Annotated in this window: 13 protein-coding genes; 5 read left to right on the forward strand and 8 right to left on the reverse strand. The window is 46.4% G+C overall.

Annotation, left to right across the window (positions count from 1 at the left end; all coding sequences use genetic code 11):
* Window positions 1–231: 231 nt before the first annotated feature.
* Window positions 232–2,427, forward strand: coding sequence for an ABC transporter ATP-binding protein (locus tag BLS15_RS20440; RefSeq protein ID WP_139170704.1), 2,196 nt, complete (start codon window positions 232–234; stop codon window positions 2,425–2,427).
* On the forward strand, window positions 2,420–3,025 hold the full coding sequence (locus BLS15_RS20445; protein ID WP_021252694.1) for a DUF1854 domain-containing protein: 606 nt from the start codon (window positions 2,420–2,422) through the stop codon (window positions 3,023–3,025). Before BLS15_RS20440 ends, BLS15_RS20445 begins: the two co-directional genes overlap by 8 nt.
* Before the next feature lie 89 nt (window positions 3,026–3,114).
* Here the strand turns inward: BLS15_RS20445 and BLS15_RS20450 are convergent, their stop codons facing one another.
* The 7 genes from BLS15_RS20450 to BLS15_RS20480 all read right to left on the reverse strand — a co-directional run bounded on the left by BLS15_RS20450 (window position 3,115) and on the right by BLS15_RS20480 (window position 11,446).
* On the reverse strand, window positions 3,115–4,125 hold the full coding sequence (locus tag BLS15_RS20450) for a hypothetical protein (RefSeq protein WP_021252693.1): 1,011 nt from the start codon (window positions 4,123–4,125) through the stop codon (window positions 3,115–3,117).
* Entirely contained in the window at window positions 4,115–4,291 is a 177-nt protein-coding gene (locus tag BLS15_RS20455; RefSeq protein WP_090513584.1) for a GapA-binding peptide SR1P, read from the reverse strand. Before BLS15_RS20455 ends, BLS15_RS20450 begins: the two co-directional genes overlap by 11 nt.
* A gap of 344 nt (window positions 4,292–4,635) precedes the next feature.
* Window positions 4,636–5,901 (reverse strand): ABC transporter permease, encoded by a 1,266-nt coding sequence (locus tag BLS15_RS20460; RefSeq protein ID WP_090513587.1) that lies wholly within the window; start codon window positions 5,899–5,901, stop codon window positions 4,636–4,638.
* Window positions 5,898–6,683, reverse strand: a complete 786-nt coding sequence (locus tag BLS15_RS20465) for an ABC transporter ATP-binding protein (RefSeq protein WP_090513591.1) — start codon at window positions 6,681–6,683, stop codon at window positions 5,898–5,900. Before BLS15_RS20465 ends, BLS15_RS20460 begins: the two co-directional genes overlap by 4 nt.
* Window positions 6,684–6,849: 166 nt before the next feature.
* Window positions 6,850–8,259 (reverse strand): ABC transporter substrate-binding protein, encoded by a 1,410-nt coding sequence (locus tag BLS15_RS20470; protein ID WP_021252690.1) that lies wholly within the window; start codon window positions 8,257–8,259, stop codon window positions 6,850–6,852.
* A gap of 140 nt (window positions 8,260–8,399) precedes the next feature.
* A complete protein-coding gene (locus tag BLS15_RS20475; RefSeq protein WP_036667650.1) occupies window positions 8,400–9,866 on the reverse strand; it encodes an ABC transporter substrate-binding protein in 1,467 nt (488 codons plus the stop codon).
* A 197-nt stretch (window positions 9,867–10,063) separates the two neighbouring features.
* The gene (locus BLS15_RS20480) at window positions 10,064–11,446 is read right to left on the reverse strand and encodes an ABC transporter substrate-binding protein (protein WP_021252688.1); all 1,383 of its coding nucleotides are present in this window, start codon (window positions 11,444–11,446) and stop codon (window positions 10,064–10,066) included.
* A gap of 443 nt (window positions 11,447–11,889) precedes the next feature.
* Here BLS15_RS20480 and BLS15_RS20485 point away from each other — a divergent pair, with 443 nt between their 5' ends.
* Both BLS15_RS20485 and BLS15_RS20490 read left to right on the forward strand, forming a co-directional pair.
* Window positions 11,890–12,225, forward strand: coding sequence for an ArsR/SmtB family transcription factor (locus tag BLS15_RS20485; RefSeq protein ID WP_021252687.1), 336 nt, complete (start codon window positions 11,890–11,892; stop codon window positions 12,223–12,225).
* A 47-nt stretch (window positions 12,226–12,272) separates the two neighbouring features.
* On the forward strand, window positions 12,273–13,271 hold the full coding sequence (locus tag BLS15_RS20490; protein ID WP_090513594.1) for an NADP-dependent oxidoreductase: 999 nt from the start codon (window positions 12,273–12,275) through the stop codon (window positions 13,269–13,271).
* A 75-nt stretch (window positions 13,272–13,346) separates the two neighbouring features.
* On the opposite strand, the gene BLS15_RS20495 is transcribed toward BLS15_RS20490, so the two are convergent.
* Window positions 13,347–14,633 carry a DEAD/DEAH box helicase gene (locus BLS15_RS20495; protein ID WP_021252685.1) on the reverse strand — a complete coding sequence of 429 codons (1,287 nt, stop codon included), beginning with the start codon at window positions 14,631–14,633 and terminating at the stop codon, window positions 13,347–13,349.
* A gap of 172 nt (window positions 14,634–14,805) precedes the next feature.
* On the opposite strand from BLS15_RS20495, the gene BLS15_RS20500 reads away from it, so the two are divergent.
* Window positions 14,806–15,063, forward strand: a complete 258-nt coding sequence (locus BLS15_RS20500; protein ID WP_021252684.1) for a DUF2573 family protein — start codon at window positions 14,806–14,808, stop codon at window positions 15,061–15,063.
* The last annotated feature ends 14 nt before the right edge of the window (window positions 15,064–15,077 follow it).

Genomic DNA, 15,077 nt, shown 5'->3' on the forward strand with positions numbered 1-15,077 from the left:
TGTGCTTGTTCGTGCAATTCAGCAGCCCTATTATCGTGCAACGAACAATTGTCGCCTAAGGAGTAGAACACTGCTCCTTAGGCGGCTCTTTTTATTTTAGATTCGTTCTCTGTGCTATCTTGAATCGTTCCTCCAACATTATGCAGCTATACGATATCCCCCTCCCCTAACACAAGTTTGTATGTTACAATTTCCCAATATTAATAATTCTTATTGAAAAGGGGGATATCCTTGCGTTTTATCGAATCACCGCCATTCGCGACCGCAGGTATGACCACGGCTGAACTGCTCTTCTGCGGGAGAGCCGATATTCAGGACGATGCTACATTATCTGAACGCTGGCTGCTGATTTCCCAAGATGAAATCTTCATATGCACCTCTTCCGGAAAATTAGAAAAACGCATTCTTGTAAGCGTTGTCAACAGATGCCGAACGAATGATGCGATAGGCAGCTCGCAGCTCATCGCAGATACTGAGCACGGTTCGATCGTACTCGTTCGATACACATCGATGGAAACTGTGAAGTTCGCGTTCGCTTGCCGACTGATCCAAGCAATCATTCAGGGAGATGAGCTGCCGCTTCCATCCGTGGATGACATGCCGCGGCGGTGCTCCAAATGTGGGGCACGACTCGTTAACCAGAACGAAAGCTGCCTACGCTGCACCGATAAGGGCAAGGCATTCAGGAGAGTGCTGGACTATGCGAAGCCTTTTAAGAAATGGATGTCGGTTGCCTCATTGCTCGTCATCGCCACAACGTTAATTGAACTTATCCCTCCTTACCTCACGAAAATTATCGTCGATGATGTCCTGCAGACGACACATCCCGCCGCATCCCTGCTCGCACTCGTACTGATGCTTGGTCTTGTTCAGCTCACACTTTCTGTCATGACGACCGTTCGCGGCTATATCAGCGTACATACCGGCAGTAAGCTTATGCATAATATCCGTGAGGATGTATATGGTTCTCTGATGAAGCTGTCGCTCGGATTTTTTGATCGCCGCCAAACTTCACAGTTCATTGGGCGAGTCAACCATGATGCCGACGCACTCAGTCAATTTTTGAACGATGGCGTCGTATGGGTTACCAGCCAGATTCTGCTCATCATCTCCATTTTCACCATGATGGCTTCACTCAATTGGCAGCTTACTTTGCTAGCACTCGTCCCAGCTCCCATCGTCATCTTCTTCTCTTTTGTCATCTGGCCATTCATTCATCAGCGCTGGTACATCCACTGGAGAGCGCTTAATCGCATCAACACGATTGTAGGCGATACACTCCAAGGCATTCGCGTCGTAAAAGCATTCGGACAAGAGAGCACAGAAAGAAGTCGTTACCATGAGGCGAATGATGTGTTAATGAAGCAGTCCATTCGTGTAGACGGAATTTGGGCGGGTGTATTCCCCTTGTTCTCCCTTGTGACACAATCTGGTTTGCTGCTCGTCTGGTTCGTTGGGGGTCAATCCGTACTTGGTCAACATATGACACTTGGAACACTTATGGCGTTCATTGGTTACTTGGGTATGTTCTTTGGCCCACTGAAATGGTTCAGTCAAGCCGTAAACTGGACCAGCCGGGCGTTTGCTGCCGCAGGCCGCATATTTGAAATTATCGATATGAAGCCAGAGGTACCGGATCGAGATCAAGCAATTCGGCTCCCCTCTGTACTCGGAGCCGTACAATTCGAGAATATTAGCTATGGTTACGAGAAGTATCGTCCCGTATTGAAGGAGCTTACGCTTGCTGTACAGCCTGGAGAAATGATCGGTATCGTTGGTCATTCAGGAGCAGGGAAGTCCACGCTCATTCATCTGCTCTGCCGTTTCTATGATCCTGACAGCGGCCTCATTCGCATCGACGGGATCGATATTAGAGACATGAAGCAGGAGAGCTTGCGTCAGCATATTGGAGTCGTTCTTCAGGAAACCTTTCTATTCGATGGTTCTGTAGCCCAGAACATTGCTTATGCGAAGCCTGACGCATCTCCGGAGGAGATTATGCGTGCCGCCAAGATAGCGAATGCACATGACTTCATCATCCGAATGCCCGATGGTTATGATACTCGGGTCGGCGAACGCGGAGCACGATTATCTGGCGGTGAGAAGCAGCGGATTGCCATTGCACGCGCAATTCTCCATGATCCGGCAATCCTGATTCTCGACGAAGCTACCGCTTCTGTCGATACCGCCACAGAACGCCAGATTCAAGAAGCGATGATGAGACTCATTCGTGGGCGCACGACCTTTGCTATTGCTCATCGGCTGTCTACGCTCCGCCACGCCACTCGTATTATTGTCCTGGATCAAGGCAGGCTCGTGGAAGTCGGTTCCCACGATCAGCTTCTCTCGCAGAATGGAGTATACGCGAAGCTTGTGCAGGCTCAACAGGAAATGTCTGAAATGAAAGGGGAGTATCTCTTTGCCTGATGTACATGTCCAAGAACCGCTCCACCAAGCCGAGCAGGAAGAACATATCCGCAACCAGTCAGCGAACAACACTAACGATCATGATCAGTCCGCCACTTCCATAAGCGCATTTGCGGAAGATATCCGCTATTTTTCTCCCGCCGTATCCTTTCGCCACAGTGAAGGAGGCCTGCTGGAGCTTAGGGATGGAGATACGGTAACAACGGAAGTATCAATTTATCGGGCATTTCCATTCTCTCACGCCTTATGCTACTTATCTGTACGAGATCGTGATGGCAAGGAAATTGGCATTGTACGCGACTTGCAGCAGCTGGATTCCAGCAGTCAAGACGCTATTCAGCTTGAGCTGAAGCGTCGGTATTTCATTCCTAGAGTGGAGAGTATCGTGAGCATACATGAGAAGAACAAGGTGTGGAAATGGGAGGTTATCACTGATAGAGGAACAATGAGGCTCGAGCTGGAAACTTTGCATGAGCACGTCCAGCCTTCACCAGAAGGGGGAATGATTCTGCTCGACAGCTTCGGACGACGCTGTATCGTGCCTCCGATCTCTGAACTAGACACAGGAAGCAAGCGATGTCTGAACCGGTTGTTCTAAATTGTTCTAAATTCAAATAAAGCCAGTGCCGGCAGCTTCCACACCGTCACTGGCTTTTCCACCGTTCGAGCTATATTATGAACGATCATCTAGAAATGATCGTTTTCATTCGTCGGCTCCCCTCCCCGACTCATCCAAACGAAATCAACTTCTTCCCAGTCCATATCGATTTCCGGTAAGACGAACTGCCCGCCCAATCCACCAAGCCTTCCAGATTGTGACATATTCTCCCAAGCGCTAACCGCATGCTCTATTCGGATCCCGACAATCGGGTAACTACGTGTGGCGTGAACACCAAGAATTTGCTCGGCAGCCAGACGGACGCAGCCGACATGCTGCTTCCAGCTCCCCGCTTCATACGGCAGCAGCACCGTTAATTGAATATCATACCCTTGATTCGCCAAGCGCTGCTCAGCCCGGAACAAGGCTTCTGCCTGCATATCGATCCATTCCACAACTGCGCTCGACAGCATGCATTTGTCCCCGTTTCCGGAATGAAGCCACTGCTTCCATTGCTTAAGCTTCAACCACTGCTGATGCAGACGGTGCCGTTCCACTGATAGATCGGAATCGGCCGCAAAGCGCTGAACTACTCCCATTCGCAATTCCAAATCGGCTATACTCGGCAACAGCTGCATAATTGGGGCATCGAGCAAACGCACATATCCATGTATAGCAGCATGTCGATGAAGGACAGCCAACATATGTTCATATTCGGCCGTCATCAGCGGAAGCAGCTTCTGAAGCGCTGAATCACGTTCTCCCGCCGTTCCAGCAAGCAGCATCTCACGAATGAGACGAACACGTTCCGACTTCATTAATAAGCTATGACTTGGCGCCAGCAGCAACTTGTGATACCCTGCTTCTGCAGCAGCCTGCACTTCTGCAGAACTGCCGCACTGCGCAACATGCAGGCCATTTGATTGAGGCGAATAAGGGACGAAGTTCTTGTATTCCGTCTCCCGCCATAATGTGCCCACATGATGAATATGCTGCTGATGCAATTCGATAATCCGTATGCCAGCCGTACTGTTGGAATGGCCATGACGCTGGACAACCGTCTTATCCCACTGCTCCGCCTGATTCGAACTAAGCTTCAATGTACAGTACCTCTCTCTCCATCACTGCTGTTTGCTCTCTACAATCGCGCTTATTGCACTCCACATAGTACACCATGACTTTTTCCGTATCTTGCTCGGCAATTATCCGATCGCACCTCTTGCATATGATTGCCCCAAGCAATAGCTGACGACGTTCTTGCTCCATCGGACATTCACCTCTCCCTTCATCTGCATGACGGGCATCCCCTGCCGAATTCAATTGGCTGCATATTTGATGATGATAGCGGATTCAGCCATCCCATTACCATAACTATGACGTCACAATGTATCGTATTCTTGTCGCTGCTTGTACGACTAGACACGAAATAAAGAATTAGTGCATATGCATGAACTGCTTATGAAACATACTGACAGAAAAAAAGACAAGGAAGCAGATAAAGCATCTCACCCTTGTCCCGTATAGACAATTGCAGTTATTTAATTCGTTCATACGCTTCGAAATGTTATTCTAGGAACCCTTTATGTGTAATCTTTATGCTTCCTATTCGATTAATCTTCATCATCCTTGCGCGGCTTCGAACGTTTCCATCTAGTCAACAAGACGATAGCCACACCCGATCCGATCACGGCTAGCTTGAATGAGACCGATAATGGCCCGACTGCAATTGGCAGCAGCAGAGCGAAGGCTGCCAGCGTATGCGCAACGGTACTGGCATATAATGCCGCTTCATGACGTGCATGCACGGGAAGTGGGTAAACTTCCTGCCACACATCATGTCGATGGAAGGCAAACACAGCCCCCATCTGTGTGCCTGCAACGAATACAACTGCTGCATACAGCAGGAGACTCCACTCTGTAGCATTTGTCCAATATAAAAGCACAGCGCCAATGATGACCAGCCTCAATAAGATGCCCAGCAGCTCACTTCGCACCAACGTCTTCATCAGTAAATAACGATAGGCAAAAGGCTTCCGCAATGCAAATCGATTGCCTATGAAATTGAGCCACGGTCTCGCATATCGACGTTCGTCTGTTGCTGGCAGATCCACGAATCCACTCAAAAACAAATAAACTCGTCCCTCATGTGCTTTCTCCGCTTCGAAATGCGCCTCCCATGGAAAACGCAGCGTTCTCCCTGTAACCAACCAGCCTATGTACACCAACCCACTCACACCGATGACAAGAAGCGCAGCAGGCATATTGAGCCACAGCCAACAAGCCGTTGCTCCCCAAGCCCATAGATAACGCACGTAGCGGGCAGCAATTCGACGGCGATTGTCACTATAGTGGCGCTCCTTCCAAGCGCCAAATGCAGCAACCGCCTTGAGCATCAACAATAGGATCAAAGTAAAGATGAAGTTCTTCGGGTTATCCTCTGCACGGCTGTATAACGGCCACAATACACACCACACAGCAATAAGGAGTACTGTTCGCGGCCATAGGCTATAGCGTACGCTTCTCTTCATATAGCCGGACATTCGATGCTCAATGCGCAGCAGAAAGGCAAGATCGGCCGGCCGCAGCAGCGTGCGATAGGTCGTATAGGCAACTGCGGGCGCTACCAGCAGCAGGGCAACCTCCTTAATCGGAAAAGTAGGTGGAATGTGCTCGATAAAGGAAGCATATAACGCCGTCCCTGCCACGAGCACGAATAACATGAGTGCCCCGAGTCCGCTCTGTATGACGTAGCGCATATAAGGCATGACCTTGCCCCAGAATTCACGCTTGCGGCTTGCCCATAGCTCCTCAGGATGTAGGAGCACCTCTGTCAGACTATTGACGGTGGATGCCTCCTTCATTCGGCTCTGTGTCATCGCTGCACACCATCCACAGAACCAGTGATGCACTCATCGCTAACCCACGCATAGAACAGCTCCTCCAGCCGCTCTTCCGCCCGCTTGCCTGACTGGGCCTCGTATTGATCGTGCATTCCATGCACCGTGCCCGCTCCGAGAACTTTACCATGATGCAGAAGCACGAACGAATCACAGTAATGCTCAATCGTCGACAAAATGTGAGAGCTCACCAGCAATGATGCGCCCTCTGCCTGCACTTGCTTCATATATTGGAGCAGTGATCGAATACCGAGCGGATCAAGTCCAAGGAAAGGCTCATCAATAATATATAAAGGCGGCCGAACAGCAAACGCGCACATGAGCATCGTCTTCTGCCGCATCCCCTTCGATAAATGCTGTGCAGCTTTATCCAGGTGTGCGGTCATATGGAACATTTCCGCAAGCTCCCGCACCCTCTTCTCAAATACTCCTTGTTCGACGCCATATGCAGTAGCCGTCCATACCAGATGCTCGCGCACCGTCAGCGCATCATATAGAATTGGCGACTCCGGTACATACGCAATAGCAGCACGATACGCTTCCGCATCCTCCGCCAGCGTCTTCCCATGTATGGAAACGCTTCCTGCTTGCGGCTCAAGCAGTCCTAATATATGCTTCATCGTCGTACTCTTCCCTGCGCCGTTCAATCCAATGAGGCCAACCATTTCGCCTGCATTCACTTGCAAGGAGATATCATGCAGCACAGGTCTGCCTGTACTGTAACCGCCAGTTAGTCTATCAATCTTCAATAAAGGCTTCATGCCTCTTCACCTCACTGTTCTCATTATATCGAACAACCTGACAGGAAGCGAATGGATATCCTCTAATCACGGCCTTACATTTCTGTAACAATAAGAGCGTTCTGTATGAACAATAAAAAGCCGTCTTTTCAGACGGCTTGTTCACACAAGAATCTTATTAATTTCATCAACCCGACTTTCCGTTTTCAGTAGAACTTGATTCTTTGCCCTTCTCTTTAGCCTTGCGCGCTTTTTCGTCTTCATGCGCTTTCGTTAACGCTGCCTGCCCCTTGGCTTCCAGTTCTCCAACAGCCTCATCCACGGATTTCTTTTTCTCAATTACGGCTTCGAGGGCTTGCTGAACCATACCATCATAGGTGCTATAAAAAGCGCTAGGAACATGTTTGTTCCACCAGCCATAGGCCGAGGAGGATTTTGGCTTCAGCATATAGAGCGGATCCGAGCTCTTACCTGCAATATCCTTCTTATACTTCATTCGTGTCGGCAAGCTTCCCATCATGGAACGCGAGGCTGCCTTGGCCATTTCATTGCCGTTGACAAACTTGACGAACTCCCACGCTGCGCGCTTATTCGCTGAGTCCGCAGACACTGTATAGATTTCAGATAAATTCACATAAGCAGATTCGTCTGGAGACGAAGGGTCGATCGGACCTGTGACGAAGTTCCAGGCAAACTTCTTCGCCTTCTTGTCGTAGGTCGGACGATTATCAATCTCTTGCGCGAGCCAAGTACCACTCATCATCATTGCTGCCTTCCCTTGAACGAACAAGTTATTATTCATAAATTGTGCTTCTTCGCCCTTAGGTGGCATATATACAGCCTTGCTTCGCAGCGCATCCGTTGCCAGTGTAAAGGCCTGTTTCCAGCCATCAGCGTTAATCAGCAGCTTTTCACCCTTCGCATCAAATTGCTTCAAAGATGACGAGCTAACAATATCTTGAAACAGATTGCTCATGTTCCCATACTCCTGATAATACCCATAGACCTGATCCTCACCTGAACCAATACCGCTGAATCGTCTGGCCAAATCCAAGACGTCCTTCCAGCTCATCTTGTTGTTCGGCAATTCAATATGATGCTCCTTGAATAAGTCTTCATTGTAATACAAGACTCGCGTATAAAAGGAAGGAGCGAGGCCATACAACTTGCCGCCCCCCTTGCTTTTAATACGCTCGATAAGGCCTGGCATAAAATCTTCTAAATCGAACTTTTCTTGTGCAATGATATCATCTAGGCCGTACAGCTTCCCGTCTTCGGCAAAGGTCTCAAATATATCCTCGCTCAGAAGCATAACATCTGGCTTATGTTTCTCTACCATTTTCTTCAGTGCTTCTTGATAGTCGTCGCTCGAATAGAGATCTTCCATACCAACGACTTCAAATTCGATATCCGGGAATTTAATATTGAAGTAGTTTCCATACTGCCTATAGAATGATTCCTCACTATAATAAAGAACTTTAATCTTTCCCTTTCCTTCCTCTAGCGGCTCAAGCACCGGCTTGTCCCCAAGACAACCGCTTACGAGCAACATGGCTGCAAGCAGTAAAGCACTCAACTTCCAGAATTTCCATCTCACCAACACACGACCTCCCACCCTCTATTTTCCAACAGATATAGTATAACAGCATCCCTTCAAACGATCAGTACCTATTCTCGCCACAAGAAGGAATGGAGAATAGGTACTGTAACGTCATATATCTATATCATTCGGACAGGTTAGCCACCTGATTTAGTGGATCCAGTGGATTCTGTAGAGCCTGTAGACTCTGTTTTCGTCGAAGACGAATCTCCTTTTTTCTCTTTCGCTAGACGCGCCTTCTCTGCCTCTTTCGCCTTTATCAATTCGGCTTGCCCCTTTGTTTCCAATTCAGCTACCGCTTCGTCTAACGACTTCTTGTTGTCGACGATATCCTGCAACGCTTTCCGCAGCAATTGGTTATAAGGCTCGTAAAATTCCATTGGAATATTTTTGTTGTAGCGCTCAGCGGTAGACTTCGGTTTCAGCAAGTAGAACGGTTCCGTGCTTCTGCCGTCGATTTCCTTGAAATATTGATTGCGGGTCGGAATTTGTCCACTTAGCGCTCGGGAAGAAGCCTTCGCCATTTCTGTACCATTGACGAACTTAACGAATTCCCACGCCGCTCGCTTATTTGGAGAATCTGCGGATATCGCGTAAATTTCAGATAAAAACACATTGCCAGACTCATCAGGTGTTGCTGGATCTACCGGTGCCGTGACGATATCCCAATCGATTTGCTTCGCTTCCTTGTCATAACGATGTCGATCCTTAATTTGACGCGCAAACCACGTGCTCTCAATCATCATTGCCGCCTTGCCTCTCATGAACATATCATTACCGAACCGCATCATTTGTCCATTCTCACCATTATCTCGTGGTGGGACATAGACGGCCTTCGACCGTATCGCATCGGTAGCAAGGGTGATGGCCTTCTTCCAACCGTCCGAATTAATAAGCAGCTTCTCGCCCTTCTGGTCTACCAATTTCAAGCCAGAGGTAGAGACAATGTTGTCCATCACACGATCAACATCTCCATAGTCTTGGTACAATCCAAAGATTTGATTGTCTCCTGAACCGATACCCGTAAAGCGCTTCGACAGATCGATGACCTCCTGCCAGCTCATCTTATTGCGCGGGGGCTCGATATTGTGCTCCTTGAACAAAGCGCGGTTGAAGTACAATACATTCGTATAGAAAGATGGAGCAAGTCCATACAACGTACCGTTCCCTTTCGCACGAATCATATCAATAAGACCTGGCATATAGCCTTCCAAATCAAATTTCTCCTGTGCAATGATCTCCTCTATGTTGTACAGCTTCCCGTCCTTCGCATAGGTTTCATACATGGTGTCATTCAAGAACAAGACGTCAGGCTTATGCTTATCAAGAAACTTTTTCATTTCTGCTTCATAATCAAACGGCTCATTATCCTTCCGATTTGCGTACATATCTTCTGAATTTACAACCTCGAATTCAATATCCGGAAATTTCACATTAAAATAGTTGCCATACTGTTGATAGAATGATTCCTCGTTATAGTAGAGAACCTTAATTTTGCCTTTTCCCTCATCAAGCTGCTCCAACACGGGCTTCTCTCCGAGACACCCGCTTAACATAGAAGTAATCGTTAGTAGAAATATGACGAGCTTCCATTTCGTCTTCACACACAACTCTCCTTCCTATTTTTCCAAATATCAACAATAAGTATATAGATCATTTTTCCATCATTCAACAATAGAATTGATTTTATGTGAAAGAAATCAATTTTCCCCGCTACTTCCATCCGATCTATAAGTGAATAAAAAAATCCACCATAGAAGGTTCTATGATGGATCTGTGATGGATCTTGATTCAGATTCTATTATTTTTTATCTTTTGATTTGGCCTTTTGCTCTTCATTCGCTTTATTAAGCATTTGCTGCCCCTTCGTTTCCAATTCAGCTACAGCTTCATCCACCGTCTTCTTATTATCGACTACCGCTTGTAGCGACGTATTTACCAATGGCATGAAGCCCTCATGGAATTTCTCTGGAATTTTACTATTCCAAAAGCCTGATGAAGATGCACCCAATTTAGGTTTCAATAGGTAAAATGGCTCTGTGCTGCGGCCATCAATCTCCTTGAAATAGTCCTTACGTGTTGGAATACGGCCAGTCATGGAACGTGCAGAAGCCTTCGCCATTTCAGGCCCATTTATGAACTTGACGAATTCCCAGGCCGCACGCTTATTTGGGGAATCAGCTGCAACCCCATAAATATCAGATAAGCCCACATTACTTGATTCGTCAGGACTCGAAGGATCGATTGGTGCTGTTACGATGTCCCAATTGATTTCTTTTACCTTCTTATCATAACGAGGGCGATCCCTGAGTTGCTGTGCAAACCAAGTCCCCTCCGTTACCATCGCCGCCTTACCCTGGAAGAACGGATCATCCGACATACTTCTTTGCTCGGAAGATGGAATGCCAATCGATTTGTCGCGCACGGCATCTGTTGCCATCTTAATTGCCTTCTTCCATCCATCCGAATTAATAAGCAGCTTCTCGCCCTTCGTATCGAATAGATTCAATGCAGAGGATGAGACGATTTGATTCACGGCAGATCGTATGTCTCCATAGGGTTGATAATATCCATAGACTTGATTGTCTCCCGAACCGATAGAAGTAAATCGCTTGGACAAGTCGATAATCTCCTGCCAGCTCATCTTGTTGCTCGGCGGCTCTACATTATGCTCCTTAAATAGATCTCGATTATAGTACAGTACATTCGTATAGAAGGACGGCGCCAATCCATATAGAGTACCGTTCCCCTTGGAGCGGATCATATCAATTAGGCCTGGCATGTAGCCTTCCAAATCAAATTTTTCTTGGCTAATAATTTGATCAAGACCATACAGCTTTCCACTTTGCGCATACTTTTCGAACAGCTTATCGTTTAAGAGAAGCACATCCGGCTTATTTTTTTCTATGAACTTTTCCATTTCTTCATCATAATCAAATGGTTCGCCATCCTGATTGTTGGCATACAGTTCTTGATAGCTAACGACTTCAAATTCGATATCCGGGTATTTGATATTGAAATAATTTCCATACTCACTATAGAAAGATTCCTCGTTATAACTAACGACCTTAATCTTACCTTTCCCTTCTTCCAGCTGCTCTAGCACCGGTTTTTCCCCGAGACAGCCACTCATTAAAGCTACTACCGTAAGCAGCAGCACCCCTATTTTCCACTTTGACGCCAACTCATTCTCCCCTTCCTATTTTTCGCACAAAGAGTCATAATATATGCTCATTTGTACATACCCCTATCTAATTAGACGATATTACCAGCCATTTGGTTTCTTGGATTCAAGAATTGTTCCATGTTTTCTCCATCTTTTTTGTGCTCGTCATAGATTCACCCTAAGTCGAAGATACAAGTGAAGACTCGTATATGTTGTATCTTGAATTTTCTAATGGCAAACACTAGACGTTCATTCGTAGATGAATAATTAGCCTTTTCTTGATTCAACCTAATTTGAATCGCATTGTTCCAAGGTTGCAAAGTGCTCGTTTACAAGATGTGATTCGTCTCGATTTTCTTTCTCAATATTGCAGCGAGGCGCAAAAATATACTATCTTATAGTCAACAACTTGGTTCATTTACTTAAACCATTAAACGAATGATTGGAGATATTTCACTGAAATGAGTAAGCAGGAGCAAGTAAATCTTATCAAAGAAGATTTCATAAATTGTCAAAAAGTATTAGTCGCAATTGGCGATGAAACACGTCAAGCTATCTTGCTAGTTCTCATGGAGACAGATTGTCAAACTGGATTGCGTGTAGGGGAAATCACGGAACAAACGCATCTTTCTCGACCTGCGGTATCCCATCATCTTAAAATTTTGCGGGATGCCGGTATTATTGAAATGCGCAAAGAAGCTACAAAAAACTTTTATTATATTAATTTACGTACAAAGATAGGTTTATTAAAAACGCTTGTGCTGGATATTGAAGAGCTAATGCATGACTTTTATTGAAACTATGGAATAAGTATAAATATAGAGTTATATGGAGGAATTAGGATATGAGAGCAATGGTTATCGATAAATATGGAAAAACCCCTATGCGAATGGCAGAAGTGCCCATGCCCGAAATAAATGAATATGAGGTACTCGCAGAAATTCATGCAGCTAGCATTAATCCAATTGATTTTAAAATACGCGATGGAAAAGTGAAGCTGCTGCTCACCTATAAAATGCCCCTCATCCTAGGTAATGATTTTTCTGGTGTCGTAGTAAAGGTTGGAGCAAAAGTAACCCGTTTTAACGTTAGCGATGAAATATATGCCCGTCCACGGAAAAATAATATTGGTACTTTTGCAGAATATATTTCCGTTCATGAGGACGACATTGCCTTAAAACCTAAAAATTTGAGCTTTGAGGAAGCAGCTTCGATCCCACTAGTAGGGTTAACTTCATACCAAGCCTTACATGACATCATGCAATTACAAAAAGGGCAAAAGATATTGATTCAAGCTGGTGCTGGAGGTGTCGGAACTTTTGCGATTCAATTGGCAAAAGCAATGGGCGCCACTGTTGCAACGACTGCCAGTGAAAAAGGTGCGAACTTAGTAAAATCGCTTGGTGCAGATGAAATGATTAATTACAAGACAGAAAACTTTGAAGATGTATTGAAAGATGTTGATGCCGTATTGGATACACTTGGGGGCAAAACACTTGAGAAATCATTCGGCATCTTAAAAAGCGGGGGTAAAATTGTTTCGGTATCAGGAATGCCAAATGCTCGTTTTGCTAAAGAATACGGTTCAGGATTTTGGAGAACCTTGTTGTTTTCAGCTGCAAGCAAAAAACTGACTGCACTTGAGAAAAAGCATCATGTAGAATATAGCTTTTTGTTTATGAAGCCAAGTGGAGATCAATTGCGTATTATTGCAAACTTAATTGAATCTGGAAAAATCAAGCCAATTATTGATAGCGTTTTTCCTTTTGAAGATGCGCAAAAAGCAATGGAATATTCAGAATCAGGAAGAGCCAAAGGCAAAATAATTGTAAAAATTAGATAGTGATTACGCAAAAAAAACAGCCGCAGATCCATTATCTGCGGCGGTTCCTCGTTCGAGTTCATACCATTGCTATTATTACTGGCGCTTCTTCTCTTTCAGCCATTTAGGTGCGCCTTTATCCTTGTCCTTGCCAGAACGCTTGTCCTTTGACGGCGGGCGATACCCAGCCGACGGCTTGCTCGGCTGATGATTGGCAGCTGGCTTCGTCTTCGGACGACGTGATGCATCATTCGGCTCGAAGATGCGACCATTGTAGAATTCGCGCTCATGGATAACGATTCCGAGCTCACGTTCGAATTTACGCATAATGAACTGCTCACGATGAGAGATCAGGTTGACGGACACACCTTGACGTCCCATGCGACCTGTTCGCCCTGCACGATGAACATAATGTTCCGCATTCAATGCAGGCTGAGCACTGAAGATATACGGCAGATCCGGTATATCTAATCCACGTGCAGCTACATCAGTAGCTAACAGCAATTGGAACTGTCCCTCACGGAAGCGTCGAAGGACATTCACCCGCTCCTGCTTCGGCGCATCTCCATATAACGAAGCAACTGACAAGTTCGCATAGCCCAGCTTCTGCTCCCATTCAGCAATCTCAGATGAGTCATTGATGAATACGATTGCCTGCTTCGGATTCCAATGACGAACGAGACGGCGCAGCATATCAATCTTATCGCGCTCCTCGCATACAAATACAAGATGCTCAATCGTATCCGCTATCCGCTTCTCAGGTTCAATGCCAATGTTAACTGGATCTTGCATCCATCGTTCTGCAAGAGCCTTCACCTCAGCAGGCAGGGTAGCGGAGAAGAATAGGAGCTGACGATCACGCAGCGCGCTGCGCATAATCGAATCAGTATCGCTCGCACCGCCCTTCTGCAGTACATGATCGACCTCGTCCACGACGATGGTGCGCACCTCGTGCATCTTCAGCTTGCGCATCTCAATCAATTCATGAATCCGGCCCGGAGTACCAATGACAAGCTGCGGGTGAAGCTTCAGCTTCTCTACCTGGCGCTTCAATGCCGCACCGCCTATCAGCGACGCAATTTGAATACTGCTGCCCTCACTGTAATATTCCGCTTCCCGAACAATTTGCATCGCAAGTTCTTGGGTAGGCGCTATAATCACGGCCTGTGTTGATCGTGCATCTTGCTGAATCCGGGTTAGGACAGGAAGCAAATACGCAATCGTCTTGCCCGTACCCGTCTGTGATTGTGCAAGGACGTCGCGTCCTTCCAATGCAGCAGGAATTGCCGCAGCCTGCACGGGTGATGGCTCCGTAATATGTCTGGCCTCCAGCCGAAGCTTCAGCTCTTCTCGTATTGCAAATGTGTCAAATGTTGTACTCAACTTGTATCGTTCCTCTCTATGGAAGGCGCTGATTCATGATAAATGAACATACCTTCCCATTGTTCGCTGTACCCATTATATCGAAAAGAAGTCTTCACTCCAACTTTCCAAATGATTGCTCGTTATGATAGCCTAAACATGCACATCCAAAAAAGTAAGGAGGTATCTGCAAATGACCGACAACCTATCCGCTTCATTCGATGCGCTTCTGGAGAAATATGCCGATCTGCTTACCGGACACACTGATGCTGCAACGGTAGAAAAAGTGAAAATGTGGGCGCTCTATAATCATATGCACAAAACAATGCCCAACTTAACCCGTCATTGGAATAATGCCAATCCAGAGAGCAAGGCAGCCGTTCGTGCACTGTTCGAGGAAATTAAGCAAATGAATGAGGCTCACCGTGCCAATGAAGGCGACGAGCAGTAAGACGAGTAGTATTT

The sequence above is a fragment of the Paenibacillus sp. cl6col genome, from assembly GCF_900102125.1.
Lineage (GTDB): Bacteria > Bacillota > Bacilli > Paenibacillales > Paenibacillaceae > Paenibacillus_B > Paenibacillus_B suaedae.

What these genes read in the sequence shown, in the direction of transcription:
- BLS15_RS20490 (WP_090513594.1), top strand. Translation starts at nt 12,273, where the DNA reads ATGAGAGCAATGGTTATCGATAAATATGGAAAAACCCCTATGCGAATG.
- BLS15_RS20465 (WP_090513591.1), bottom strand. Translation starts at nt 6,683, where the DNA reads ATGAAGCCTTTATTGAAGATTGATAGACTAACTGGCGGTTACAGTACA.
- BLS15_RS20455 (WP_090513584.1), bottom strand. Translation starts at nt 4,291, where the DNA reads ATGGAGCAAGAACGTCGTCAGCTATTGCTTGGGGCAATCATATGCAAG.
- BLS15_RS20460 (WP_090513587.1), bottom strand. Translation starts at nt 5,901, where the DNA reads ATGACACAGAGCCGAATGAAGGAGGCATCCACCGTCAATAGTCTGACA.
- BLS15_RS20500 (WP_021252684.1), top strand. Translation starts at nt 14,806, where the DNA reads ATGACCGACAACCTATCCGCTTCATTCGATGCGCTTCTGGAGAAATAT.
- BLS15_RS20485 (WP_021252687.1), top strand. Translation starts at nt 11,890, where the DNA reads ATGAGTAAGCAGGAGCAAGTAAATCTTATCAAAGAAGATTTCATAAAT.